Consider the following 25,971-nt stretch of genomic DNA (forward strand, 5'->3'; position numbering starts at 1 on the left):
CTATCCGCCTGCGCCGCAAGGGAACTCGTCGACCGGTCGCCGTGCCGGGGCCACGTGCGGTGCGGTGGGACGATCTCGCCGCCGATGTCGAAAGCCTGCGGCACATCCCGGGCGGCTGGGGGGTTGCGGTCGGGAGGCGTGGCCGGGGTGACGGGGCGGATAAGGTGTGCGGCAGCGTCCGCGCCGATCGGCGGCGCCGGGTGGCGTAATGTCCGTAGGTCGGGTCGGCAGTGGAGAAGCACAACTGATGCATAGCGATATCCAGACGCCACCGCGCTGGTGGCGGCGAATCACGGTGCAGGGCTGGTTCGTGCTGGTGGTGGGGTTGATGGCGTTGCTGGTCGTCGTCGGCACCGGGGTGGGTGCGGGACTGCTGGCGCACACGGCGCGGGTATCCGACCAGCTGGTGCAGCGGATTCAGCCCGCGCGCACCGAGTCGTACCGGATGCAGGCGGCGCTGATCGATCAGGAGACCGGAGTGCGTGGTTACACGCTGGTCGCCGATAAGCAGTTCCTGGAGCCCTACGACCAGGGGCGGCGGGACGAGGCCGCGGCGGCCGGCCGGTTGCGGGAGCTGCTCGCGGGCCGCCCGGAGTTGATCGCCGATCTGGACGCCGCGGAGGCGGCGGCCGCGGCCTGGCAGCGTGAGTACGCCGAACCCGTCGTCGCGGGTGTCACGCCGGGCGCGCCACGCGGGCAGAACCGGGCCAACGCCGACGCCGGGAAGGTCGCGTTCGACCGGTTGCGCACCGTCTGGGCGAGTCTCGACGGCGATCTCAGCCGTGCGGCCGCGGACGGGCGCGGTGAGCTGTCGCGGGTGCGCACGGTCCGCGACGTGGTGCTCGGCGGGCTCGTCGTGGTGTTCCTGCTGGCGGGGTTGGCGCTGGTGGTCCTGGTGCGAGTGCTCGTGACCCGGCCGATGTCGGGGTTGCGGGCCGCGTCCCGGCGGGTGGCCGACGGGGACTACGAGCACCGGATTCCCGTGCGCGGGCCCGCCGACCTGTCGGCGGTCGCCCAGGACGTCGAGGACATGCGGCGGCGGATCGTCGCCGCCCTCGCGGACTCTCGGCGGCAGGGTGCCGAACTGGCCCGCCAGGCCCGCGAACTCGACGCTCGCACAATCGAATTGCAGCGTTCCAACAACGAACTCGAACAGTTCGCCTACGTGGCCTCCCACGATCTGCAGGAGCCGCTGCGCAAGGTCGCCTCGTTCTGCCAGATGCTGGAGAAGCGCTACAGCGAGGTGATCGACGACCGTGGCCGGCAATACATCCACTACGCGGTCGACGGTGCCAAGCGCATGCAGACCCTCATCAACGATCTGCTCGCGTTCTCCCGCGTGGGCCGCGTCCACGACGATCGGGAACCCGTCGCGCTGTCCCCGGTCGTCGACGCGGCGGTGGGCAATCTGGCCGCCGCGATCGAGGAGACCGGCGCCCGCGTCGACTATCCCGCGGATCTGCCGGAGGTGATCGGGGATCGGGTTCTGCTGGGCATGCTGTGGCAGAACCTGCTGGGCAACTCGATGAAGTTCCACCGCCCCGATTCGCCACCGGTCATCACCGTCACCGCCGCCCGCGCGGAGTCCCCGGACGAGCCCGCGATGTGGCGATTCGCGGTGACCGACAACGGGATCGGCATCCCCGCCGAGTTCGCGGACAAGGTATTCGTGATCTTCCAGCGCCTGCACAACCGAGATGCCTACACGGGCACCGGGGTCGGACTCGCCCTGTGCCGCAAGATCGTCGAACAACACGGTGGCGAGATCCACGTCGACACCGGCTTCACCGACGGCACTCGCATCGTCTTCACCCTGCCGGCCGCGGGGACGGACGACAGCATCGATTCCGGCGAGCCCGCCGCGGCGACCGAAGGAGCAGTCCAGTGACCGATCCCGCCATCGCCATCACCGTCCTGCTGGTGGAGGACGATCCCGCGGACGTGCTCATCACCCGGGAAGCGTTCGAGGACAACAAGATCCAGAACCGATTATATGTGGCCCGGGACGGCGCCGAGGCGCTGGACTTCCTCTACCGGCGTGGCGATCACGCCACCGTCCCCGTGCCGGATCTGATCCTGCTCGATCTGAACCTGCCCAAGTACGACGGCCGGGAAGTCCTGCAGCGCATCAAATCCGACCCCGAGCTGGCGAATATTCCGGTGGTGGTGCTCACCACCTCCGCGCTCGAGGAGGACATCCTCCGCTCGTATCGGCTGCGCGCCAACGCCTATGTCACCAAACCGGTCGACCTCACCCAGTTCCTCGCCGCGGTCCGTCAGATCGACAACTTCTTCCTGCGCATCGTGCGCCTGCCGGCCGCGGGGACACCGCTGCACACCTGACCGGCGTCGGACGTCGATCCCGACACGCCGGATGCCGGCGACTCGCGACCTTTCGGACCCGCCCGCAACGATGAAATGTGCTGTGACGTGCGGCTTTCGGTGCAGCGGGGACCGCCCGCCACGGAAGTTCCGTGACGGGCGGTCGGCCGGGTCTATCATGAGCAACGGCTCTCGGGATGGCTCGATGAGGGTCGTTCATCCGGCCGGTGGCCTGCTGACGGGCCGCCGGTCGGGCTCATCCCCGGCCCGTGGCGCTACAGCCCGATCAGTGCGAGCAGTGTCGCCAGCAGCGTGCCGAGGAATCCGAGGATCATTGTGTTCACCCCCTTCCGCATTCGAACGGCGTTCGCAGCGACATCGATGACGGTATGTCGTTGCAAATCGATAAAACAATACTTTCGACTGCGGTGTCATGAAATTCCGAATGTTTACTGATAAATTGCTGTACGCTTTTTTGGGCGGGGTGAAAACCATACTGGACATTCGCGGAAAGCGGACGTATCCAGCCCGTTGGTCCGACACGCCGGGGGAATTCGATAATGGTGTTCCACCTGCCTCGGAACAGTGCTGCATACAAGGGTGAGGCATGCGCGACGCCGACGCGACGAGTATCCGGAGTAGTCGGTGTCAAACGTCTCGAGCGAAATTTGCCACATGAATTTTTCGGCCGCGAGAGTTTGCTTGTGAAGCCGTCTGCCGGGCCGTCGCCGCAGCCCCGTACGGCATTCACCGAAAAGCCCGTGCGCGCTCACCGCGCGTTCGGGTACGGGCACGTCCGGGGCCGCCGTCGCCGGCGATCACCGTCGCCGGACTCGACCCCTCCGGCACGGATGACCGGGCCCGGGCGACCGCGGACGCGTTCCTGTCGGTGATCACTGATTGAATGCGGGCATGTTCGAGGACTTGCCGGCGCCCCCGTTCCGCCCGGATCGACCACCGACGCGGTCGGAAGCGCCCGTGCCGGAGGGCGATCCGGCCCAGGTGTTCGGCGCGCTCGGCGTGCCGTTGCCCGAGATGCGCGTGATCGGGCGAACCGTCGCCGGGCAGCCTATCTGGTCCGGCGAGGTGGAGCCGGGCTATCCGGCCGCCGACCTGTGGACCGCCACGCGCGAATGGTTCCCCGGGACCGGGTGGTGGCCGGTGCTCACCGAACCCCGCACGTTCGACGGCCTGGAAGAGGCCACGAGCGCGGCCCCGCCGCCGATCGGCGAGCCGGACGGGGTGCGCTGGCTCGATCGCGCCTACGCCGCCGCGACCCCGGAGGGCGCCGACTTCCCGCGCTCCCCGCGACCGCTCACCAGTGACGACATCGACCACGCCGGATTCGACTGGGCGGATGCCTGGGCGGTCGTCGGCGACGACTTCGCCGCCCTCACCCTGGTCCCGGCGCCGGCGCCCTGGCTGGTGCCGTACCTGCTGAACTGGTGGGGCGCGTGCAATTACGACCTCGGCGGCGCGGACCACGCGGCGATGTTGCGCCGCTGGGCCGGGCACTGGCAGGCCGAACTGCTCGCACTCGGGCTCGACACCATCACCCTGCGGGTGGCGACCCCGCCCCGCACCGACCCCGACGCGCTCGCTGTCGCCCTGGAACACCACCTGTACTGCCACCAAGGGGTGGAGACCCTGGACAATCTGAAACCGCAGACCGCCGCCCCGCTGTGGCAACTGTGGTGGGACTGAGCCGATCCCTACCGCGCGGTGAAGCCGCCGTCGATCGCGACCGCCGCCCCGGTCACGAAACTCGCCTCGCCGCTGAGCAGATAGGCGCACAGCGCGGCGATCTCCTCGGGCCGGGAGATGCGGCCGAGGGGGTGCATCGCCGCGACGGCGGCCGCACCCTCGGGTGTGGCGCCCATCGAATTCCGGAACGCCGGAGTGTCGACGGCGCCGGACACCAGTGCGTTCACGCGCACGCCGTCGGCCGCCGCCTCCAGCGCCACCGCGCGGGTCAGTCCGATCACGCCGTGTTTGGCGGCCACATACGGCGCCACCGAACCCATCCCCACTACCCCGAGATTCGACGCGTTGTTCAGCACCGCGCCGCCACCGGACTCGATGATCGCCGGAATCTGATGCCGCAGACCGTAATAGACGGCGGTCAGGTTCAATTCCAGATCCGCCCGCCACCCGGCCTCGTCGATCTCCTGGATCGGCCCAAAGGCGTTGACCGCACCGGCATTGTTGAAAGCCGCGTCCAGCCGGCCGAATTCGTCGAGCGCGGCCCGCACCAGGCGCGCGTGGTCGTCCGCGACGGTGACATCGGCGGGCACGAACACCGCGCGGCCGCCCGCCGCCCGGATCTCGGCGGCCACCCGATCACCCCCGGCCTTACCCCGCGCCGCCAGCACGACCGCCGCGCCCTCGGCGGCGACCCGCAGCGCCACCGCCTCGCCCACCCCCGAGGTGGCACCAGTGATCAGCACGACCTTGGACTCGAAGCGAGAATCCATCACGAATCTCCATTTCCGTTGTAGTGGTTGCGATCTCGTCGCGAATTCAGTCAAGCCCGCTGGACCCGCCGGAGCTGGCGGGATCCGGACGACGCGTTCCGGCCCAGGGACGGTTCCGCTGGACGGAGTTCCGGGTCATCATGGGGATGTGCGCGATCTGCTCCGGTCGATATGGTCCGAACCCCCGGCGCCGGACATTCCGCCGCGGTCATGGCGGGACCGGGTCGCGGTGGCGTTCTCCGCCGCGCTGGCGATCATCGAAGGCGTTGTGCGACAAGATGTTCCGTACCGGGCGATCTGGGTGCCGGTCGTCGTCGCGATGACGCTCACGCTGCTGTGGCGGCGCAGCCGGCCGGTGCCGATGATCATCGTCGCGTTCGCCGGCTCGGCCACGGTGACGGTACTGCTGGGTGGCGCGCAATCGCACATCGACGCCGCGGGCGCGGTCCTACTGCTGCCGTACGCGTTGTACCGGTGGGGGTCCGGGCGCGACATCGTGCTCGGCTCGAGCGTCGTCGCGGCCGGCGCGGGCGTCGGGATCGTGGCGGCGGGCCTGGCCGGCGCCGACGCCGCCGCCGGATTGTTCGTGCTGGTCTCGGCCGTGGCGCTGGGTTCGGCGTTCCGCTACCGGGCTCGGGCGAAGGTGCGTGAGTTCGAGCAGGTCAAGCTGATGGAGCGGGAACGGCTGGCCCGCGACCTGCACGACACCGTCGCACATCACGTGTCGGCGATCGCGATCCGTGCCCAGGCCGGGCTGGCGACCGAGGAGTCCACCCCCGGCGCCGCCGTCGACGCGTTGCGGCTGATCGAGACCGAGGCCGCGCTGACGCTCACCGAGATGCGCTCGATCGTGCGCGCGTTGCGCCACGACCGGCCGAGTGACGACGAGAACTGTTTTCCCACACCGGGTCTCGCCGATCTGGCCCGGCTCGCGGAGCTCGCCGGCGATGGTCCCGCCGTGGCGGTGGAGATCGGCGGCGGGGTCACCGATCTGCCCGCGACCGTCGGCACCGCGCTCCACCGCATGGCCCAGGAGGCGATCACCAACGCGATGCGGCACGCGCGCAACGCGACTCGCGTCGAGGTGCGGATCGACGCCGACGACACGGAAGTGCGGCTGCTCGTCCGGGACGACGGCGACGCCGGTCGCGCGCTCCTCGCCGGACCCGCCGGGTACGGGCTGATCGGCATGGCCGAGCGGGCCGGGCTGCTCGGCGGCACCTGCGAGGCCGGGCCGAATCCGGGCCGCGGCTGGACCGTGACGGCCGTACTGCCTCGCGCGGGGGCGGCACTGCCCCGCGCGGGGGCGGCGCGATGAGCGCGCCCCGGCTGCGGGTGCTGGTGGCCGACGATCAGGAGATCGTCCGCACCGGCCTGGTGATGATTCTCGGCGCCCAGCCCGGTATCGAGGTGATCGGCGCGGCGGCCGACGGCGAGGAGGCCGTCCGGCTCGCCCTGGAACGGCGGCCGGACGTATGCCTGTTCGACATCCGGATGCCCGGCGTCGACGGCATCGAGGCCACCCGCCGGCTCGCGGGTCCGGCGGTCGCGGACCCGCTGGCCGTGGTGGTGATCACCACGTTCGATCTCGACGAGTACGTCTACGCCGCCCTGCGCGCGGGAGCGCGCGGATTCCTGCTGAAGGAGGCCGGTCCCGCGATGCTCGCCGCGGCCGTGCACGCCGCCGCGCACGGTGACGCGATGATCGCCCCGAGCATCACCGCCCGCCTGCTCGCCGCCTTCGTCGGCGCCGAACCGACTGCGGCACAACACGAACCGACCGCCATCCTCACCGAACGGGAGGAACACGTGCTGGCCGCCGTGGCCCGCGGGCGGACCAACAACGAGATCGCCGCCGAGCTGCACATCAGCCTCAGCACGGTCAAGACCCACATCGCCGGCCTGATGGCCAAACTCGGCGTGCGCAATCGCGTCGAGCTCGTCATCTGGGCGTACGAGACCCACCGCGTCCGGCGCTGATCGGCCGAAAGTACTACCGCGGCATCAGCGGATCGGCCGAGACGGATCGAGCCGCTCGCCCGATGTGCGCGCCGGCGTGGATCGCGACGATGGTGAGGAACCGTCCGAGGAGGAAATCGTGCCGGAATCCACGAAAACCACCAGCAGCGCCACCATGGCCGCGATCGTCCAACACCGTTACGGCGCACCGGAACAGGTGCTCACCCGCGCCCAGATCGCCCGGCCCGCACCCGGCGCCGACGAGGTCCTGGTGCGGATGCGGGCCACCAGCGTCAACACTCCGGATTGGCTTGCGGTACAAGGCACTCCGCGAATTCTCCGGTTGCAGGCCGGGCTGCGGCGCCCGGCGGCCCCCGTGCGCGGCAGCGATATCGCGGGCATCGTGGCCGCGGTGGGGACGAACGTGACCGACCTCCGGATCGGTGACGAGGTGTTCGGTTCGCAATGGGGAACCCGGTCGCGGCCCGGCACCTTCGCGGAATACGCGCTCGCACCGGCGGACCACCTGATCCCCAAACCCGCCGAACTGTCCTTCGAGGAGGCCGGCGCATCGGTGATGTCGGGAATCACCGCGCTGCGCGCCGTGCGGGACGTGGGCCGCGCCGGCCCCGGGCGGCGAATCCTGATCAACGGCGCGTCCGGCGGCGTCGGCACCTTCGCGATACAGATCGCCAAGTCGCTGGGCGCGCACGTCACCGCCGTGTGCAGTACGCGCAACATCGAATTCGTGCAGTCGCTGGGCGCCGACGAGGTCGTCGACTACACCCGCGACGACTACACCCGCGGCGCACAGCGATACGACGTGATCCTCGACAACGTGATGAACCATCCGCCCGCCGCGAACGCCGCCGTCCTCACCCCGTCCGGAACCTTCATCCCCAACAGCATCGGAGACGCCGGCGGATTCCTCGGCGGCCTGCCGAGAATCGCGCGGGCGCAGCTGATGGGCCGTGGGTCGGCCGATGTCCGCAGCGTCACCTGCGTCCCCGATCGCCCGAATCTGCGCGACCTCGCCGCACTCCTGGCATCGGGCGACATCGCGGTGATCATCGAGCGGACCTATCCGCTGAACGAGGCCGCCGCCGCGATCGCGCACATGCTCGGGCACCGGGCCAGAGGCCAGATCGCCGTCACCATTCCGTCGGCCGACGAGATCTTCTGAGCGACAGTCGGTTTCGTCGCAGCCACGCATCCGTGATGACCGCCGCAGTGGCGATCCTCTCAGCACCGGAACGGCGGGCGCGCGATACGATATGGTCCACAGGTTCCGACTCCGACGAGTGTTGTCCAGTAAAAAGGAGTCCGAGCGGATGGGTCTGGCGGACCAGCGGATCAGCCGGCGCAGCGTGCTGTGGGCGGCCGGCGCCGCGGTCGCGCTCACCACGGTCGCTCAGCCGACCCAGGCCGCGGCCATCACCCCGATCGCGTCCGCCGGACCCGCGGAACCCGAGAAGCGCGCGGAACTGGCCGAGAGGGCGATCGTCGAACGCCATGTCCGCGCACTCTGGGGCCGATCGTCGGCACAGCTGGGCACCCTCACCTGGCCCGCGGCCCTGCTGGACCAGTCGTTCCTGAAATGGTGTTACTGGTGGCAGGCCCACCTGCTCGACTGCGCGGTGGACGCCGCCTGCCGCGCCCGCACCGACGACCGGCTGCACCGCGTCGCCGCGCTCGCGAGCGGCATCCGCACCCGCAACATCACCGGCTGGACCAACCGCTACTACGACGACATGGCATGGCTCGCGCTCGCGCTGGAGCGCGCCGACCGGCTACTGGGCCGCCGGTACACCGGTCCCACCGCCGAATTGCGCACCGCCCTGCTCGCCGGCTGGAATCCGGCCGTCGGCGCCGTGCCCTGGCGGCACGGCGACCATTTCTACAACACCCCCGCGATCGGCCCGACCGGAATCGCGCTGGCCCGCCTGGGTGAACTCCCGCGCGCCCGGCAACTCGCCGATTTCCTGCGCACCCGCCTGCACGACCCCGCCACCGGCCTGACCCTCGACGGCGTCCGCGAACCCGAGGACCGGGTGGACCGGACCGTCCACACCTACTGTCAGGGCGTCGCCATCGGCCTGGAAACCGAATTGGCCGTGCGCACAGGCGATTCGGCCCACCACGACCGCGTGACCACCCTGGTCGCCGCCACCGGGACCCACCTGACGAACGCCGGCGTGATCACCGGCGCCTCCGCCGACGACTCGGGCCTGTTCATGGGCATCCTGGCCCGGTACCTGGCCGAGGCCGCCCTGACTCTCGGCGACGCCACCGCGGCGGACATCGTGCACACCTCCGCCCGCGCCGCGTGGGAGCACCGCGCCGAGGTGGACGGCCTGCCCCTGTTCGGAATGGACTGGTCCCGCCCGGTCCCCGCCCCGGACCGCCCCCGGGCCTTCCCCGACTTCACCCACGCCCCCGCCGCCACGACCTCGAATCTGAGCCGCGACCTCTCGGTCCAGCTGAGCGGCTGGATGCTGCTCGAGATGGACCACCGGCTCACCGCCGCCGGACTCTGAATCCGGCCCGCGTTCAGCGGTCGGCCGCGGCGAGGGGGTCGAAGCTCGGCCGTTCGTGCGCGGACGGCAGTTCGGTGGCGATGCGGTGGGCGAAATCGCAGAAGGTGGCCGGCAACATGCGCGTGTCGTCACGCCGGCGTACGACGTAGGTCGTGCAGGTCGGGCCGCCCCGGAGCTCCACGAGCTTGAATCGCGAGACGGTCAGACCGTCCCCCAGAGTGGCCGGTCCGGCGATCACGACCTTGTTCAGCCCGGCCGACAGGGTGATCTCGGCATTGGTGGCGGCGTGCTCTCCGACGAATTGTGGTTCGGCGCCGTTGCGCTCACCCGAGAGCTGCCAGAACAACCGGGGCCGCCGCGAGATCTTCGGCGAATAGTTCACCAACGGCTGCTCGAGAAACTCCGCGACACCGACGCTGTCCGCTTCCCAGAACGGATGGCCCTGTGGTGCCGCGATCGCACACGGCTCGCCGCCGACGATCGGCTGCCCGACGACCCGGTCGAAATCCAGCGGCGAGCGCAGAAATGCCACATCGATGTCGCCGGTGAGCAGTGGTTGTTCGTACTCTGGGATGGCCAGCTCCTGGCATCGCAGCCGGACCTGCGGGAAGGCCGCGGCGAACGCGCTGATGACGGGGAAATGGATCGAATCGGGCAGCGGCCCGGCGACGCCTATGCGCAGTTCCGACAGATGCGGTGCGGCCTTGCGGGTATCGGCGACCGCGCTGTCCACCTTGCCCAGAATCCGTTGTGCCCGTTCGTAGAAGACCAGTCCCGCCGCGGTCAGCCGGGTGCCGTCCGGCTGCCTGTCGAACAACCGCACACCGAGTTCCCGCTCCAGACCCCGGATCTGCTGACTCAACGTGGGCTGGGACACGTACAACCGCGCCGCCGCCCCGGTGAAGCTCATACACTCGGCGACCGCTACGAAGTAGCGAAAGTGTCGTAACTCCATGATGTTTCGATTCCCCTCGTGGCGGTGAGACCCGCTGAGCCCAGTATCCCTTACACCGGATCCCGGCGACAGCCGTCGTTTTCGGGTCCCGAGGCGATCGGTTGTGCCTATACGGACATAGGTGATCCGACTTCGACACCCCCGTGGATCGGCCGGGACACTGGTCGTGGTGCCCGGGCTCGACAGTCAGGAGCTGAAGATGTTGTCTCTCAGAGGGTTCGGTTCGGTCGGTGGCCGGCTGCAGGTGGGGTCCGCGCTCGCCGCGATGGTCGCGGCGGGGATCGTGGCGCTGAGTGGGCCGGGCGTGGCCCACGCAGCGACGACCTCGGTGACGGTGTCCGGCCGGGCGTCGACCGCGTGCCCGGCGACGGTGACGGCGACCGTGTCCGGCGTGAACCTGGCCGCGAACGGCGGCTCACCGGGCGCGGTGCTGTTCGGGGACGGCGCAGCCACGCTCGGCATCGTCCTCGCCACCGTGCAGTCCACCACGCCGACCGGCGCGACCGTCGTCGCCGCGTTCGAGTGGCATCCGGCCACGACGGGGACCCACGTCCTGACCGCCGTCTACTCCGGTGACAGCTCGGGCGATCACACGACGGTCGAGGTCGGCACCGGGATCAACCTCGGCTCCGTGTGCCTGTGACGAGACGGGAGGGCTTTGCATCATGGAACCCGCGTCGCTGGGTATCGCGGCCGCCGCGCTGCTGGCAACCAAGTTCGGGGAGGGGCTCGCGAAGGACGCGGGCTCCAGCAGCTGGAACGCGATCACCCGCCTCCGTACGCTCGTATCGGCGAAATTCGGGTACGAGCCCGAGGTTGTCCCGACCGAGCCGGCGGACCCGGCCGCCGATCGGCGCGTGACCGCCGAGGCCATCGACGCCGCGGCCCGCGCCGATCCGCACTTCGCCGCCGGCCTGCGCTCCGTCCTCGCCGAGGCCGGCGGAAACGGAAGGGGCGCAACGATCATCGCGAACGCGCACGACAACGCGAAGCAGCCGATCGTCAACGGTGACGTGCGCGGCGGACTGCGGCTGTGACCCGTGGACGCGTTCCGGACGGCCGGCGACGTCGCGCCGGCGATCTCCACCGCGACGGACCATGCGATCCAGGTCAACGTGCACGGCAGCGTCTCCGGTGGTGTGCACGTCGCCGCCCGGGAGGCGGCACGTTCGGCACGGCGCCGGATCGTCACGAACCTTCCGGCCCCGCCGCGCACCTTCATCGGTCGGCAGGACGAACTCCGGCGAATCGTCGACGGGCCGAAACAGCATGCGGCGGTGGCGATCTACGCGATCGACGGGATGCCCGGCGTCGGGAAGACCGCCTTCGCGGTCCGGGTCGCGCACGAACTGGCCGATCGGTATCCCGACGGCCGATACCTCCTCGATCTCCACGGACACACCCCGGGCCGGCGACCGGTGGACCCGGCGGACGCGATCGCGGAGATGTTGCTCGCGCTCGGCGAGGACCCCGCCGGGATGCCGGCGACGGCCGTCGGCCGCCTGGATCTGTGGCGCGCTCGGACGTCCGAGGCAAGAACGCTGCTGGTGCTCGATGATGCGGCCGACCGAAGCCAGGTCGAACCGCTTCTGCCGAGCGGGTCCGGATGCCTGACGCTGATCACCAGCCGCCGCCGGTTGCTGCTGCCGGACATGCGACCGCTGTCGCTGGCGGTCCTCGACCCACCGGCGGCCGAGGAACTGTTCCGGACCGTCGGAGGCCGCGATCCGGACGCCGCCGGCGAACGCGAAATCGTCGCGCGGACAGCCGCGTTGTGCGGATACCTGCCGCTGGCGATCGGGCTGGTGGCCGGCCAGGTGGCCCAGCATCCCCACTGGACGACCGGCGATCTGGGCGATCTGGCCGCGGAACTCGCGGCCGAGACAGACCGGTTGTCGGTCGTGGACGGCTCCGAGGGGCCGACCGTGCGCGCCGCGTTCGACCTGTCGTATCGAAAACTGCCCGCGAACCGACGAAAGTTCTTCCGGCAACTGGGATCCCACCCTGGTCCGGATCTCGGTGCGGATGCGGTCGCCGCACTGACCGGAGTGCCGCGGACGGCGGCACGGCGCGAGTTGGCGACGCTCCACCGTGATCACCTGCTGGAGGAGACCACGCGGGGCCGCTACCGGTTGCACGACCTGCTCCGCGGCTACGCGCGCACCCTCGGGGCACCGAATGCGCACGCGAACAACGCCGTTGCGGTGAACCGGCTGCTGGACCACTATCAGCAGACCGCCACCGACGCCGATCGGTGGCTCTCCGGGCCGACCCGTCCGGCCGGTCGCGTGACCGGCGGCAACGCGCACCGCGTGACCGGCGGTGGCAGCGCCGATCGCGTGACCGGCGGTGGCAGTGCCCAGTGTGTGACTGCCGGCGACAACGCCCAGGGTGTGACCGCGGGCAGCGGTGCCGGACACGAGTTCGCCGACGCTGCGGCGGCCCTGCGGTGGCTTCGTGGTGAGCGCGCGAATCTGCTGGCGTGCCTGGATTATTGCGCCGAGCACGACCTCGCCCGGCTGGTCGCGCTGACCGGGCGGATGGCCGGACTGCTGATCCTGGACGGTCCGTGGCAGCAGGCTCGCTCGATCCATCGGCGGGCGGTCGACGCGGCCGTGCTGCTCGGCGATCCGGTCGGAGCGGCCGTGGCCCGCGCGAATCTCGGTCGGGTACACAACCTGCTCGGCGAATACCGCCCGGCCCGCGAGGCGCAGCGGCAAGCACTCGAGACCTTCCGGCTGCACGGTGATCGGTCGGCGGAGGCCGCCGTTCACGGCGATCTCGGTCTGGCCGCCGAGAACATCGGTGAGTACGCCGAGGCGGCCGCGGCGCAGCGGCGTGCCCTGGTTGTCCACCGGGAACTGGGCAACCGAATGGGCGAAGCCCACACCGTTCGCCGTCTCGGCGCCGTGTATCAGGCCGCCGGAGATTTCCGGCAGGCCGCCGGCCTGCTGGCCGCGGCGGCGGATCGGTACCGTGAACTCGGTGACCGGCTCGGCGAGGCGCACGCCCTCGGTGCGCTCGGCACGTTGCGCCAGTCGACGGGAAATCACACCGATGCCGTCGCCCTGCACGGGCAGGCGCTGAACATTCTTCGGGCACAAGGTAATCGGCTCGGCGAGGCCAACACACTGCGTGACCTCGGCCTGCTGCGTCATATCGAGGGCGATCGCGACGGCGCCGCCGAGTTGCGGCAGCAGGCGCTGGACATCTACCGCTGGCTCGGCCACCGCCTCGGGGAGGCCGACGCACTCACCGCATTCGGTGTGGCGCACTGGCGCACCGGTGATTTCGTCGAGGCCGTCCACCATCAGCTGCACGCGGCGGCGATCTTTCGCGAATCCGGTGACCGGCTCGGCGAAGCCGGAACGCTCGTCGACCTCGGTCTGGTGTACGAGCGGATCGGGCATCCCGAGCAGGCCGGTGAGCTATACCGGCGGGCGCTGCTGGTTTTCGAGGACATCGGCAACCGGCTCGGCTACGCCGACACCCTGGGTAACCTCGCCGCGCTGCGCCGGGCCGAGGGACGACACGGGTCGGCAGCAGGGCTGTATCGGCAGGCACTGCTGATCTTCCGGGACATCGGCAGCCGCCTGGGTGAGGCGAAGGCGCTGGCCGGTCTCGGGCGGGCGCGGGAGAGTGCCGCGGATTTCGGCGGTGAAGCCCGGGAGCTGTATCGGCAAGCGCTGGACGTCTTCCGGGAAATCGGCAGTCGCCGTGGCGAGGCCGAAACGCTGGTCGCGCTGACCCGCGTACATCGCAACGCGGGCGATTACGACGACGCCGTCGATCTACTGGAGCGGGCCCGGGATCTCTACCGGCACAGCGGAAATCGACTCGGCGAGGTCGAAACACACAACGGCCTCGGCTGGCTGCTGCTCGAGACGGGCCGGGTACCGGAGGCGTTGCGGCTGTTCACCGAGGTGCTCGGCGAGGCCGATCGCATCCACAATCGACTCGAACGGGCGCATGCGCTCGAAGGGGCCGCCCGGTGCCGGACCATCCGCGGCGACGCGAGCACCGCCACCGCGCAACTGGAAGAGGCGCTGACCATCTACCGCGGCCTCGGCTCACCCGAAGCCGACCGCACCGCAAGGTATCTCGCCAGGAGAAGCGACGCATGACCGATATTTCCTCGCCGCCACGATCGGACCCCGCACTCGTGCGGCGGCTGCGCGACGGCGACCTCGACGCACTGCGCGACATCCACACCGAGTACGCCCCGGCACTGCGCGCCTACTGTGTGAGCCGGCTCGGCGATCGGGAAGAAGCCGACGAGGTCGTGCACGACACGATGCTGACGGCCTGGTCCCGCGCGGGCCTGCTGCCCGACCCGAACACGTTGCGCGCGTGGCTGTTCGCAGTCGTACGCAACGAATGCCGACGCCGGCTCGATGCGCACCCCGCCGGCGATCCCGGTGAATCCGTTCCGCGCCGTCCGGCGTCCGGCGACCACGGGCACGAAGACCGAACCCGCGCGTTCGTGCGGAGTGCTCTCGGCCACCTGCCGCCGGACGAGCGGGACGCCCTGGAACTCGCTCACGGGCAGCACCTTTCGACCGCCGAGATCGCCGACGTGTTCCGTGTCTCCGAACGTCGGGCCCGGCGATTGCTGGATCGTGCCCGACAGAATCTGACGTACTACGTGTCCGCCACGGCCATCGCCGCCGACGGTACCGGCGAATGCGCCGAACTGGCGAGCCTGGTCGACACCGAGGACGAATTCACCGCCCTGACAAGCCGTATCGGCCGGCACCTCCGCCAGTGCTCGGTCTGCTCGGTCGGCGAAGCCCGCCGGGTACGCCCGGCGGAACTGATAGCCGTTGTGCCCCTGCTCGTTCCGGCCGGGCCGGTCCCCTCGCTCGACGCGGTCCGGCTGGTCGCCGAGACCCGCCCGGCCGGTCGCACCTCCCCGGAAGCCGAGCGGGCCGGTCCGTACGACCGATCCGGATTTCCCCGCTCACCCGAGCGCCGGAGGCGACAGCGGATCGCCTTCGTCGTCATCGCCGTCGCCGCGCTGCTCGCGTCCGCCGCCGTCGCGGCATCGGCACTCGCCGTACAGGGACGTACCCCGCCACCGTCCGCGACGATCGAACTCCGCACTCCCGGGCGATCGACTCCGGTCGCGGTACCCGTCCCGGGCCCGGTCCTCCCGTCGCCGATATCCTCGCCCCCGTCGCCGTCGAATTCGACTCCCGCACCCCAGAATTCGCAACCCGCACCGCCGACTGCGCAACCCGTGAACGATCCGCCGCTCGCACCGAATCCCGCTCCGCCTCCACCGGATCCGAGATCGGCCGGGCAAGGACCGAACGCCGGGCCGCATCCGCCGCCCGATCCGAAACCGCCGGTGCCGGGCCAAAATCCACTACCTGATCCCAAACTCCCGGGACAGGATCCGAATCCGCAGGTGATCCACAACCCGCCGGCACCGGACCCGGGGCCGCAGCTGAACAGCAGTCGGTCGGACTCGCGAAATTTCGAGCCGGACCACAACCCGCCGGCGCAGGAGCAGGATTCACAGCAGAAAAAGTCGGCTCCCGATCCGGTTCCGCAGCCCGACCCGAAACACCCCCAGCCGAACGTGCAATCCCCACAGCCGCAACCGGGGCCGAGCCCGCAGCAGACGACGCCGCAACCGGCCACCCCGCAATCCTGCTCCTGGGACCAGTACTGGGATCCGGTATCGCACAGCTGCAAGTTGGCCCCCGGCTAGGCCACCGCCGCCGCCCTGGCAACCCGCACCGAACTCGCAGCCGGCCACCCGGCACCGGCACCGGCACCGGCACCGGCACCGATATCGCGAAGCTGCGAACCGGTACCGGGCCGCCCGCTGCCGGATCGACACCCGCACCGGTCCATGCGATGCCCCGCCGGTACGCGGCAGCTCACCCGTTGAGATACGCCAGGACCGCCAGTACCCGGCGGTGCCCGCTGTCGCTGGGCGGGAGGCCGAGTTTCGAGAAGATGTTGCCGATGTGCTTGCTGACCGCGCGCTCGGTGACGAAAAGGGTTGTGGCGATGGTGGAGTTGTCGCGCCCTTCGGCCATCAGTCCCAGGACTTGGCGTTCTCGTGGCGTGAGCGAATCGAGGGGAGAGTCGCGGCGGCGAACGAGCAACTCGCTCACCACTTCCGGGTCGAGGGCGGTGCCCCCGGCGGCGACCCGCTCCAGGGCCTCGAGGAATTCGTCCACGCGCCCGACTCGATCCTTGAGCAGATAACCGATCCCACCCGTGCCGTCACCGAGAAGTTCTGCGGCATAGGACTGTTCGACATACTGGGACAACACCAGGATCGGCAGTCCCGGCAACTGCCGGCGAGCGTCCAGGGCGGCGCGCAGGCCCTCGTCCCGGAAGCCGGGTGGCATCCGCACGTCGAGGACCGCCACATCGGGGCGATGTGCCAGGAGCGCGGGCAGGATGTCCGGGCCGGTGCCGACGACGGCCACCACCTCGTGGCCGACCGAGGTCAGCAGGAGGACCAGGCCCTCCCGGAGCAGGGCGTTGTCCTCGGCGATCACCACACGCACGGTAACTCCGCTTCGATACAGGTCGGGCCCCCGGCGGGACTGGTCAGGGCGAAGGTGCCGTCCAGGGCGGCGATGCGCCGGCCGATGCCCAGCAGGCCGGAGCCGGTCTCCCCGGCGCGGGGGAGGTGGGCGCCGCCGCGGCCGTTGTCGCACACCGTGATCCGGACGCCGGTGGGCGTGCGGGCCAGCCGGACGCCGGCACGGTCGGCTCCGCTGTGTTTCGCCGCGTTCGTGAGCGCTTCGGCCACAACGTAATACGCCGCCGCCTCGACCGCCGCCGGGGCTCGGGGCGGATCGTCGAACGCGTCGGCGTCGACGGTGACCGGCAGGCCGCTGCCCGCCGCCAGAGCCCGGACCGCGCCGGACAGACCACGGTCGGTGAGGATCGGTGGATGGATGCCGCGCACGACGTGCCGCAGCTCGGTGAGGGCCTGCTCCGCCTGGGACTGCGCCTCGTCGAGCAGGCTCCGTGCGGCCGCCGGATCGGTGTCGAAGGCGCGGCGCGCCAACCCGATTCGCATCGACAGCGCCACCAGCCCGGCCTGCGCACCGTCGTGCAGATCCCGTTCGATCCGGCGCAGCTCGGCCGCGTGCGCGGCGACGGCGCCGGCCCGGGTCTCGGTGAGTTCCTGAACACGCTCGGCCAGAAGCGCTTTCGGCGGTGGCCGCAGCAGCGACTCGGACCAGCGGGCGTCGAGGCCGGCGAGCCGATCGATCAGCGGAAGGATCAGCGCCGCCCGGCCGAGCAGCCCGCACCACACGCCGTCGACGACGAGGCCGATCGGCCACAGCGCCACGGCGGCCAGGCCGAGGAATCCGTAGAGGTAGTGCGCCAGCATCCAGCGCAGATCGGCGTAGGTGCACGGGTCGCGGCGAATCGCGCGCAGACTGTTGCGCAGCGGCGGGTCCAGCGGCAGGTACACCTCGGGCAGGGGCCGTCCGGTCCGGGCGTGCACCCAGCGCCGTTTGGCGCCGGCGATCCGGCGGATCAGCAGCACCGTCTCCGGAAGGAGCCCGATACCGACGACGGTGACGGCTGCGGCGACGGTCAGCAGCAGGACCGTGACGAACAGCCAGCAGCCGAACGCCAGCGCCACGGCCCGGGCCAGATACGCCGAGGCCCGCGCTGCTTGCCGGACGGTTGCTCGCATGCTCTCACCTTAAATCCCGGGCCGATGGTGCGCGGTCGTGCCGAATCCACTCCAATGGTGGAGCCCGCTACACCCTCGGTCCGGGGTCGCACCCCCTCGTGCCGACGCGGCGGCGACGGCATCGTCGTAGTCACCACGCGGCATCCGCTCGGGATGACGCCGACAGCGAGGAATTCCGCCATGCGCGACACTGCCGACATCATCGAAGCCCCTCCGGCCACCCTGGGGACGCGGACCGGCTTCCGCACGATCGGGCTGCGAATCCTGTTCGCCGCCGGGGTCGCCGCCTGTGTCGGATCCGGATTCGTGCTCCCCGACCAGTATCAGCACGCGGCCACCTACGCCGGGACCGCCGTGTCCCTGCTGACCGGTCCGCTGGTGATGCGCGAGGAGCCGCTGCGTTCCTGGCTCGCGGCCCGTCCGACCTTGTGGTTCCTGTTCGTGTTCAACCTGGCCGTCGCCGTGTGCGCCGGGGTCTTCCTGGACGGTCCGGAGGGTATCGCCGCCGCGGCCGGTATGGGCGTCGTCTCGCTCGGCGCGGGCATCGGCCTGCTGCGAACCCGCCCGGCCGCCGCTCCCGCGCGATGATTCAGCCGACGGTCCGGGGGCTGCGCTGCCAGCGATGTTCGACCCGGGCCAGCCGCCAGTAGGTGAGGGCGATCGCCCACACCGCGACGAACAGGCCGACGATGACGAATCCGACGTTGTCCAAACTCAATCCGGAGATCCAGTCGGTGACCGGATCGGTGAGGTCGAGCTGGTTGTGCAGGATGCCGACCAGTTCGATGGTGCCGATGAGGAAGGCCACGGCGATCGAGAGACCGGTGATCGTCAGGTTGTAGTAGACCTTCCGGACCGGATTGGCGAAGGCCCAGTGGTAGGCGAAGTTCATGAAGGTGCCGTCGATGGTGTCGAACAGGCTCATCCCGGCCGCGAACAGCAACGGCAGGCACACGACCGCGTACCAGGGCAGCCCGGCGGCGGCGCCGGACCCGGCCATCACCATCAGCGTGACCTCGGTGGCGGTGTCGAAGCCGATCCCGAACAGCAGCCCCACCGGATACATCTGCCCGGGGCGGGTGATGGATCGGGTCAGCCGCCCGAGGATCCGGTTCAGCAACCCCCGGCTGTCGAGGTGCCGTTCCAGCTCCCGCTCGTCGAATTCACCCGCGCGCATCGCCCGGAAGATCCGCCAGATCCCGGCGAGCGCGACCAGATTCAGGGCGGCGATCAGATAGAGGAAGCCCCCGGAGGCGAGGGTGGAGACGAGGCCGAGGTCCTGCCGGGTGCTGGAATCGTCGCTGGTGAGCGTCCCGGCCAGCCGCACCCCGGCGGCGATGCCGGCCGCCAGCAGCACGACCACGGTGGAATGGCCGAGCGCGAACCAGAACCCGACCGAGACCGGTCGTTTCCCGTCGGCCATCAGCTTGCGGGTGGTGTTGTCGATGGCGGCGATATGGTCGGCGTCGAAGGCGTGCCGCATCCCGAGCGTGTAGGCCGTCACCCCCAGACCCAGGCCGAACACCTGGGTGCCGACGGTGTAGTGACGCGGGGCGACCAGGGCGATCAGGATGCCGAACGCGATCAGGTGCAGGACGGCGATCACCGCGAACAGGCCGCCGGTGCGGATCCAGTCCCCGCGTTGCCACCGCGGTATCCCGGGTGGCGATTGCGAAGCCGTTGGCGGACAGGGGTTTTCGGGCAGTGACACGGCGGGACAGCCTCTCCAGCACCTCGTGGACGGGGTATTGCGTGCCGTGGCCGGTCTCCTGGCTGACGGGTCGACACCGATGCCCCTGGCCTTCCGGCACCGGACGGTGCTGTGGCCCGCCCCGAGGGGCGGCGAGGTATCGGCTCTCCGATCACAGTGGCGAGGGCCGCTCCGGTTTCCCACCGGTCTTCCCGAACACCACGGCGGATCTCACGGTAACCGGCCGGTTTATCGGCCGCAAACCTGGCCTACACCATCCGGTCGGTGAGCCGGTGCGGTGCGTGCCGCAGCACGGTGTCGATGACGCGCCACCGGATCCCGGGCAGCGCCGCCCGCGTGGGTTCGCGTTCGACGGCCGTGATCATGGCGGATACGCCCCGATCGAGCGAGGCGGTGAGCGCTGCGCTCGCGCCCGCGCCGGCGGACAGATCGGTGGCGATGTAGCCGGGGACCAGGGTGGTGACGGCGATCGCGGTGCCGCGCAACTCGGTGGCCAGCGCCTCGCCGAGCGCGGAGACGGCCGCCTTGCTCGCGGAATAGGCTGCCGCCTTACCCGGCAGCCCGCGATCGGCGCTGATGGAGGACACCAGCACGAGATGGCCGTGGGTTTGCCGGCGGAAGATCGACAGCGCCGCCTCGGCCTGTGCCAGGGTGCCCAGCACATTCGTGCGGGCGGTGTCCAGATTGGCCCGCGACCGGCCGGTGCCGATCGGGGCGCCCTTGCCGATGCCGGCGTTGGCGATCACCCGGTCCAGGCCGCCGAGGGTCGTGGCGGCGGCCTCGAAGGTCTCGGTGACCGCCTCGTCGTCGGTGACGTCGAGCGGGTGGACGCTGACCGTGATCGCCGGGTTCGCGGTCAGCAACTCGGCGCGCAGCGCCTCGAGCCGGTCGGCCCGGCGCGCACACAGCGCGAGGTCGCGCCCCGCGCCGGCGTAGCGGCGGGCCAGCTCCGCGCCGAGGCCGGAACTGGCGCCGGTGATCAGGATCCGTTGCCGGGGCGGGTGCGGCGTGCGTGTCATATCGGCGTCGTCTCCGGTCGGGGGATGGAACTTACTCTCGGGTAATAACGGACCCTATCGGCGCCGCCGGTTCCGGACAAGCGGGCTTGTGTGCCCGCCGATACACACCGAGTGTCGCTGCGCTGGCAGAACTTCCCGCCCATCCCGCGCAGTATCGAACACGTACCGGACGCCGGCCGCACGGGTCGGCGAAAAGACTTGGAGGACAACATGACCAACGTGTTCCGCCGGATCGGCGTCACCCTGGCCGCCCTCACCGTGATCGGTGGCGCCGGGGTCGGGATCGCCGGTGCCGCAACGCCGGCCGCCGCACTGCCGGCCCACACCGTGGTGCAGCTCGGTGAGCACACCTGGTTCGATCCGTTCTGCGAATGGCGTGACGGCTTCGACTGGCACTACTACAACTACTGCGACAGCAACTTCTGGCACGGCAGCCATCACCACGACTGGGAGTTCTTCGATCGCCACCACCGCGGCTGGGACTACGACTGGCGTCGCTGAGCCATCCCGCCCGCTCGGCGCCCCGGCAGCATCGCTGCCGGGGTGCGGCCGTTTCCGGGGACGCCTGTCCGGCCGGCCGGTCCGCTGGGTAGGGTTCAACAGTGTCGAAAGTGGGCGTGCTCACGTGGGCCGCCGCGATCATCCTGCCGGCGGCCGGGTTGTGGCTGCTGCTGTCGCACCCGGGGCTCGACGCCCACTACGAACATCATCCGCAGCACTTCTGGCTGGTCCTGGCGGCCGCGGTGCTGGCCGTGCTGCTCGGCGTCGTCCTGTTCCGCGCCGCGCGCACCCGCCGCGATGTGCGGCTCATCCTGGTCTCGCTGATGTTCCAGTTCGCGGCCGGTTTCCTGGGCCTGCACGCGATCGCGACGCCGGGCGTCATTCTCGCGATGCCCAACGCCGGCTTCGTCTACGCGGTGCCGGTCGGGCTGACCCTCGGCGGATTCGCGGCCCTGGCCTCGGCGATCGAATACGGACCGGCCGCGGCCGCCCGGCTGAACCGCATGGTCTGGCTGTTGTCGGCGCTGCCCGCGGTGGCGCTGGTGGTGTGGGCCGCTTTCTCGCTCACCGGATTACCGCCGTTCGACGGAATGCCCAGTCCCACCGAGACTTCCGGGCCACTGGTGATCCTGGCCTATGTGGGCTCGCTGTCCTATGTGGGCGCGGCGATCGCCTACGCGCGCCAATTCCTCCGGCGCCGTGGGCTTTTGCTGCTCAGCGTGCTCACCGCGTTCGTGCTGCTGATCGAGGCGCTGCTGGCGGTCGGCTACGGCCGCAGCTGGCAGGCGTCCTGGTGGGAGTGGCACGTCCTGATGGTGCTGGCGTTCGCGCTGATCGCGCTGAGCAGCCACACCCAGTTCCGGCGCGAGGGCTCGTCGCTGGGCCTGTTCGACAGCGTCACCCTGAACCAGACGATGGCCGTGCTGGAGCGCGACTACACCCGGGCGCTCGCCGAACTCGTGGAGGTGCTGCGGCAACGCCAGGCCGCCGGGCTGCCGATCGATCAGCCGCTCGGCTCGGTCGGGGTCGACCTGTCGAAACGGTTCGGGCTCACCGAACGTCAACTCGCCGTGCTGACCCAGAACGCCCGGTTGTATCGGCAGCTCGACGGGCTGTTCCGTTCCTACATGTCCCCGCAGGTGGCGACCGCGCTGCTGGAGAATCCGGCGCAGGCCGACCTCGGTGGCCGGATCGCCGAGGTCAGCGTGCTGATGGCGGACCTGAGCGGGTTCACGCCGTTCGCCGAGCGCACCGATCCGGCGCTGGTCGTACAGATGCTGAACACCTATTACGGTGCCATCGTGCCGGTCATCCTGGACGAGGGTGGCGTGGTGGTGCAGTTCGTCGGCGACGCGGTGATGGCGGTGTTCAATGCGCCTGTCCCGCAACCGGATCACGCGCTGCGCGCCGGGCGGGCCGGGCTGGCGCTGCAACACGCGGTGGGGCGGATCGCGGCGGACCGGCCGGACTGGCCGCGTTTCCGGGTCGGCATCAACACCGGGCCCGCACTCGTCGGCAATATCGGTGCGGCGCAAATGCGCAACTACACCGCGATCGGCGACACCACCAACCTCGCGGCCCGGCTGGAGGGCGTGGCCCAGCCCGGCGATGTGGTGATCGGGCCGCTCACCCGGGATCAGCTCGGCCCGTACGCGATCGTGCAACCGCTGCACGCGATCTCGGTGAAGGGCCGGCGAGAACCGGTGACCTGCTTCGTACTCCGGGGCCTGCGGTGACCACCGAATTCGCGCTGCTGCGCAGCCTCGAGCCCGAGGAGCGCCGTCAGGTGCTGGCGTCCTGTATCCCGCGGCGCTTCAAACGGCGTGAAATCCTCTGCCACGAAGGCGATCCGGGCGACACACTGCATCTGGTCCGGTCCGGGTTGTTGTTGATCCGGGTGGCGACCCCGCTCGGCTACACCGCCACCCTCACCATGATCGGCCCGGGTGATTCCTTCGGAGAACTCGCGCTGCTCAGCGACGACGCCAGGCGGACGGCGACCGTGGAGGCCGCCGAGAACGCCGAAACCCTCACCCTGAGCCGCGCGCAACTAGCGGTGCTGCGCGAAGCCCACCCCACCATCGACCGGATGATCACCGCCACCCTGGTCGAACAGGTCCGCCGGTTGTCCGCGAATGTGCTGGAGGCGCTGTATCTTCCGGTCGAGGCGCGGGTGGTGCGCCGGCTGGCCAATCTCGCGCGCATCTACGGCGGTCCCGCGCCCATCGTCGAGATCCGGCTCACCCAGGACGATCTCGCGTCGATGGCGGGCACCACCCGGGTCACCGCCAACCGGGTGCTGCGCGATCTGGAGCAGCGCGGCATCCTGGCCCTGCGGCGGGGCCGGATCATCGTCACCGACCGGGCCGGCCTCGCCGCCGCCGCGAACGCGACCCCCTGATCCGCTCGCCGGTCGGCGCGACCCGCGTTGCCGGCCACGGAAATTCGGTCGCGCGGCGGTGGGGCCGGTGGCTACATTGACCGCCATGGCGGAGTTGCGGGGACATGTCGACGATCGGTTCGAGCCGGTGGCGCGGGCGCTGTCGGCGGCACTGGACGCGGTCGACGTGGGCGCCTCGGCGGCGGTGTACGTCGACGGCGAACCGGTGGCCGACCTGTGGGGCGGCTACGCCGATGCCGCGCGGACCGTCCCCTGGGAGCGGGACACCATCGTCAACGTCTTCTCGACCACCAAACCGATGGTCGCGCTGTCGGCGTTGATCCTCGCGGATCGCGGCGAACTCGATCTGGACGCGCCCGTCGCCCGGTACTGGCCGGAGTTCGCGGCCGCCGGGAAGCACGACGCCCGGGTCCGGCATCTGCTGGGACATACTGCGGGACTTCCGGATTGGGACACCCCGATCAGCGTGCCGGAACTGTTCGATGGGCCGTCGGTGACCGCGCGGCTGGCGGCGCAGGCGCCGCAGTGGGAGCCCGGTACCGCGGGCGGCTACCACTCGCTCACCTTCGGTTACCTCGTGGGCGAGGTGATCGCGCGGGTCAGCGGCCGCAGCGTCGGCACCTTCTTCGCCGAGGAGGTCGCCGGGCCGCTCGGCGCCGATTTCCACATCGGTCTCGCGCCCGAGCACGACCGCCGCGTCGCCGCGCTGATCGCCGCGCCGAGCGGAGACAAGCCGGAGGGGTTCGCGGTCGGGGTCTCCGATGCCAATACGCCCGAATGGCGGCGCGCCGAGATCCCCGCGGTCAACGGGCACGGCAACGCGCGCTCGGTCGCCGCGGTGCAATCGGTGCTCACCTCCGGGGGAGTGGGCGGCGACGGCGTGCGCCTGCTCTCCCCGGCCGGCTGCGAGCGGGCGCTCGAGGAACAGTTCCGCGGGACCGACCGTGTGCTGCGGGCCCCCATCACCTGGGGCCTCGGGTACCGGCTGGAGAACCGCACCTGTTCCTGGGGCGGCTGGGGCGGCTCGCTGGTGTTCAACGACCTCGACAACCGCCTGACGGTGGCCTATGTGATGAACCAGGTCCTGTGGGAGGACGACTACCTCCGGGGCCTGTCCATCGTGATGGCCGCCTACGAGGCGCTGAACTCCTGAGCACCGGCGGTGACGTCTTCCCGAGCCACCGCCGGGCCGTCGGTCACACCGGGACCAGTTCGCTCGTGCAGAACGCGCAACGCTTCGCCTCGGTCGGCACCGAACTGAGGCATTCCGGGCAGTCGCGCTTGGGCGTGGTCACTTCGTTCTTCGGGCTGAACCGCGAGGTCAGGGCATTGACCGGGAGTACCACGAGGTAGTAGACGAACAGGGCCACCAGGATGAACGTCACGATCGCGGTGAGAAACGCGCCGACCGGGAACTCGACCTTCCCGACCTTGAAGCCCTGGTCACTGAAATCCCCGGAAGCGCCGACCGCGAGGCCGACCAGCGGGGTCAGGAACGCGCGCACGAAGCCGTTGACGACGGAGGTGAACGCCGCGCCCACCACGATGCCGACCGCCAGATCCACGACGTTGCCGCGCAGCAGGAACGTCCGAAAGCCCTTCATATCTCTCCTTCAAGCCTTGCTCTTCCCCGGCAAGCCTAGGTTCTGCGCCGGAATGCGGCAGCGATCTCCGCCACACCGCCGATAGGCTGGCGGAACGCCGGATCGACGATCCGGTGCGGGGTCGAGGGGACGGATACCGAAAAGCGTGACTGCGAAACGAGTGTGGCTGATCCGGCACGGGGAGAGCGAGGGCAATATCGGCCTGCCCACCCGAAACGGCGCCACTCCACTCACGGACGTCGGCCACGCTCAGGCCCGCCGGGTGGCCGCGGCGTTCGACACCGCACCGAGCCTGATCGTGGTCTCACCGATGCGGCGGGCGCAGCAGACCGCGCAGCCCACCGCCGACCGCTATCCCGGCAGTCCTCGGGAACAGTGGCCCGTGCAGGAATTCCACCACCTGCCGAGCTTCGCGGACCGCCCGGTGACCGCCGAGTTTCTCGGACCGCACCTGCGGGCCTATTGGGAACGCGCGGATCCGGAGGAACGGCACCCCGGCAAGGAGTCGTTCACCGACCTGCTCGACCGGGCCGAGGAACTGCTGAAACGCCTTGCCGCCCAACCGGACGGCCTGATCGCGGTCTTCAGCCACGGCACCTTCCTGGGTGCCGTGCTGTACGTCGTGGAGGCCCGCCACGAACGGACCCCGGCCGGCATGCGCGCCTTCCACGACTATCACGAGGCGAATCCGCTGGGGAACGGGGTCATCGTCGAACTGGGCTACCCTGGTCCGAAGGTGCTGCGCACGAACGTGTCCCATCTCGACTGACCGGTAACTGTCCACGGCGACATCCGATGTCGGCTGAA

At 70.4% G+C, this 25,971-nt stretch carries 24 protein-coding genes and 1 riboswitch; of the genes, 17 read left to right on the forward strand and 7 right to left on the reverse strand.

Annotated features, from left to right (window positions below):
* Positions 1-247 precede the first annotated feature (247 nt).
* From NRB56_RS31980 to NRB56_RS31990, 3 genes are all read left to right on the forward strand, one after another.
* Positions 248-1,888 carry a sensor histidine kinase gene (locus NRB56_RS31980; protein ID WP_153348072.1) on the forward strand — a complete coding sequence of 547 codons (1,641 nt, stop codon included), beginning with the start codon at positions 248-250 and terminating at the stop codon, positions 1,886-1,888.
* Positions 1,885-2,343: a response regulator gene (locus tag NRB56_RS31985; RefSeq protein ID WP_319943838.1), complete on the forward strand. Its 459-nt coding sequence runs from the start codon at positions 1,885-1,887 to the stop codon at positions 2,341-2,343. The genes NRB56_RS31980 and NRB56_RS31985 overlap by 4 nt, the downstream gene beginning before the upstream one ends.
* An 891-nt stretch (positions 2,344-3,234) precedes the next feature.
* Positions 3,235-4,026 carry a DUF4253 domain-containing protein gene (locus NRB56_RS31990; RefSeq protein ID WP_153348073.1) on the forward strand — a complete coding sequence of 264 codons (792 nt, stop codon included), beginning with the start codon at positions 3,235-3,237 and terminating at the stop codon, positions 4,024-4,026.
* A gap of 8 nt (positions 4,027-4,034) precedes the next feature.
* On the opposite strand, the gene NRB56_RS31995 is transcribed toward NRB56_RS31990, so the two are convergent.
* On the reverse strand, positions 4,035-4,796 hold the full coding sequence (locus NRB56_RS31995; RefSeq protein WP_153348074.1) for an SDR family NAD(P)-dependent oxidoreductase: 762 nt from the start codon (positions 4,794-4,796) through the stop codon (positions 4,035-4,037).
* A 148-nt stretch (positions 4,797-4,944) separates the two neighbouring features.
* Between NRB56_RS31995 and NRB56_RS32000 the strand changes: the two genes are divergently transcribed.
* From NRB56_RS32000 to NRB56_RS32015, 4 genes are all read left to right on the forward strand, one after another.
* A complete protein-coding gene (locus tag NRB56_RS32000; RefSeq protein WP_319943839.1) occupies positions 4,945-6,114 on the forward strand; it encodes a sensor histidine kinase in 1,170 nt (389 codons plus the stop codon).
* Positions 6,111-6,776, forward strand: coding sequence for a response regulator (locus tag NRB56_RS32005; protein WP_153348075.1), 666 nt, complete (start codon positions 6,111-6,113; stop codon positions 6,774-6,776). Before NRB56_RS32000 ends, NRB56_RS32005 begins: the two co-directional genes overlap by 4 nt.
* A gap of 118 nt (positions 6,777-6,894) precedes the next feature.
* Positions 6,895-7,938 (forward strand): NAD(P)-dependent alcohol dehydrogenase, encoded by a 1,044-nt coding sequence (locus tag NRB56_RS32010; RefSeq protein WP_319943840.1) that lies wholly within the window; start codon positions 6,895-6,897, stop codon positions 7,936-7,938.
* Positions 7,939-8,086: 148 nt separating this feature from the next.
* Entirely contained in the window at positions 8,087-9,292 is a 1,206-nt protein-coding gene (locus NRB56_RS32015) for a glycoside hydrolase family 76 protein (RefSeq protein ID WP_153348076.1), read from the forward strand.
* Positions 9,293-9,305: 13 nt separating this feature from the next.
* On the opposite strand, the gene NRB56_RS32020 is transcribed toward NRB56_RS32015, so the two are convergent.
* Positions 9,306-10,247: a LysR family transcriptional regulator gene (locus tag NRB56_RS32020; protein WP_153348077.1), complete on the reverse strand. Its 942-nt coding sequence runs from the start codon at positions 10,245-10,247 to the stop codon at positions 9,306-9,308.
* A 199-nt stretch (positions 10,248-10,446) separates the two neighbouring features.
* Between NRB56_RS32020 and NRB56_RS32025 the strand changes: the two genes are divergently transcribed.
* Genes NRB56_RS32025 through NRB56_RS32040 form a run of 4 tightly spaced genes read left to right on the forward strand, consistent with a single transcriptional unit; the run spans position 10,447 to position 15,963 of the window.
* Positions 10,447-10,890 (forward strand): hypothetical protein, encoded by a 444-nt coding sequence (locus NRB56_RS32025; protein ID WP_153348078.1) that lies wholly within the window; start codon positions 10,447-10,449, stop codon positions 10,888-10,890.
* A 22-nt stretch (positions 10,891-10,912) separates the two neighbouring features.
* Positions 10,913-11,284: a hypothetical protein gene (locus NRB56_RS32030; protein ID WP_153348079.1), complete on the forward strand. Its 372-nt coding sequence runs from the start codon at positions 10,913-10,915 to the stop codon at positions 11,282-11,284.
* A gap of 3 nt (positions 11,285-11,287) precedes the next feature.
* Positions 11,288-14,371, forward strand: a complete 3,084-nt coding sequence (locus NRB56_RS40305) for a tetratricopeptide repeat protein (protein ID WP_153348080.1) — start codon at positions 11,288-11,290, stop codon at positions 14,369-14,371.
* On the forward strand, positions 14,368-15,963 hold the full coding sequence (locus tag NRB56_RS32040) for an RNA polymerase sigma factor (RefSeq protein ID WP_153348081.1): 1,596 nt from the start codon (positions 14,368-14,370) through the stop codon (positions 15,961-15,963). The genes NRB56_RS40305 and NRB56_RS32040 overlap by 4 nt, the downstream gene beginning before the upstream one ends.
* A 172-nt stretch (positions 15,964-16,135) precedes the next feature.
* Here the strand turns inward: NRB56_RS32040 and NRB56_RS32045 are convergent, their stop codons facing one another.
* Both NRB56_RS32045 and NRB56_RS32050 read right to left on the reverse strand, forming a co-directional pair.
* Positions 16,136-16,777, reverse strand: a complete 642-nt coding sequence (locus tag NRB56_RS32045; protein ID WP_319943841.1) for a response regulator transcription factor — start codon at positions 16,775-16,777, stop codon at positions 16,136-16,138.
* Complete coding sequence (locus NRB56_RS32050) at positions 16,765-17,928, reverse strand: sensor histidine kinase (protein ID WP_153348082.1); 1,164 nt, start codon at positions 17,926-17,928, stop codon at positions 16,765-16,767. Before NRB56_RS32050 ends, NRB56_RS32045 begins: the two co-directional genes overlap by 13 nt.
* 180 nt (positions 17,929-18,108) lie before the next feature.
* On the opposite strand from NRB56_RS32050, the gene NRB56_RS39435 reads away from it, so the two are divergent.
* Positions 18,109-18,516, forward strand: coding sequence for a hypothetical protein (locus tag NRB56_RS39435; RefSeq protein WP_227838501.1), 408 nt, complete (start codon positions 18,109-18,111; stop codon positions 18,514-18,516).
* Between the two features lies 1 nt (position 18,517).
* Here the strand turns inward: NRB56_RS39435 and nicT are convergent, their stop codons facing one another.
* On the reverse strand, positions 18,518-19,639 hold the full coding sequence (gene nicT / locus NRB56_RS32060) for a Nickel transporter NicT (protein ID WP_456320183.1): 1,122 nt from the start codon (positions 19,637-19,639) through the stop codon (positions 18,518-18,520).
* Positions 19,640-19,670: 31 nt separating this feature from the next.
* Positions 19,671-19,857, reverse strand: a riboswitch (cobalamin riboswitch).
* Positions 19,858-19,887: 30 nt separating this feature from the next.
* Positions 19,888-20,658, reverse strand: a complete 771-nt coding sequence (locus NRB56_RS32065) for an SDR family oxidoreductase (RefSeq protein ID WP_153348083.1) — start codon at positions 20,656-20,658, stop codon at positions 19,888-19,890.
* Between the two features lie 210 nt (positions 20,659-20,868).
* Between NRB56_RS32065 and NRB56_RS32070 the strand changes: the two genes are divergently transcribed.
* The 4 genes from NRB56_RS32070 to NRB56_RS32085 all read left to right on the forward strand — a co-directional run bounded on the left by NRB56_RS32070 (position 20,869) and on the right by NRB56_RS32085 (position 24,713).
* Positions 20,869-21,159, forward strand: coding sequence for a hypothetical protein (locus NRB56_RS32070; RefSeq protein WP_153348084.1), 291 nt, complete (start codon positions 20,869-20,871; stop codon positions 21,157-21,159).
* Between the two features lie 101 nt (positions 21,160-21,260).
* A complete protein-coding gene (locus tag NRB56_RS40310; RefSeq protein ID WP_153348085.1) occupies positions 21,261-22,895 on the forward strand; it encodes an adenylate/guanylate cyclase domain-containing protein in 1,635 nt (544 codons plus the stop codon).
* Positions 22,892-23,560 (forward strand): Crp/Fnr family transcriptional regulator, encoded by a 669-nt coding sequence (locus NRB56_RS32080; protein WP_319943843.1) that lies wholly within the window; start codon positions 22,892-22,894, stop codon positions 23,558-23,560. The genes NRB56_RS40310 and NRB56_RS32080 overlap by 4 nt, the downstream gene beginning before the upstream one ends.
* A gap of 67 nt (positions 23,561-23,627) precedes the next feature.
* Positions 23,628-24,713, forward strand: coding sequence for a serine hydrolase domain-containing protein (locus NRB56_RS32085; protein WP_319943844.1), 1,086 nt, complete (start codon positions 23,628-23,630; stop codon positions 24,711-24,713).
* Between the two features lie 43 nt (positions 24,714-24,756).
* Here NRB56_RS32085 and mscL read toward each other — a convergent pair whose 3' ends face one another.
* The gene (gene mscL, locus NRB56_RS32090; RefSeq protein ID WP_153348087.1) at positions 24,757-25,164 is read right to left on the reverse strand and encodes a large conductance mechanosensitive channel protein MscL; all 408 of its coding nucleotides are present in this window, start codon (positions 25,162-25,164) and stop codon (positions 24,757-24,759) included.
* Between the two features lie 145 nt (positions 25,165-25,309).
* On the opposite strand from mscL, the gene NRB56_RS32095 reads away from it, so the two are divergent.
* Positions 25,310-25,933 carry a histidine phosphatase family protein gene (locus tag NRB56_RS32095; protein ID WP_153348088.1) on the forward strand — a complete coding sequence of 208 codons (624 nt, stop codon included), beginning with the start codon at positions 25,310-25,312 and terminating at the stop codon, positions 25,931-25,933.
* The last annotated feature ends 38 nt before the right edge of the window (positions 25,934-25,971 follow it).

This window comes from Nocardia aurantia (assembly GCF_009604425.1).
Lineage (GTDB): Bacteria > Actinomycetota > Actinomycetes > Mycobacteriales > Mycobacteriaceae > Nocardia > Nocardia aurantia.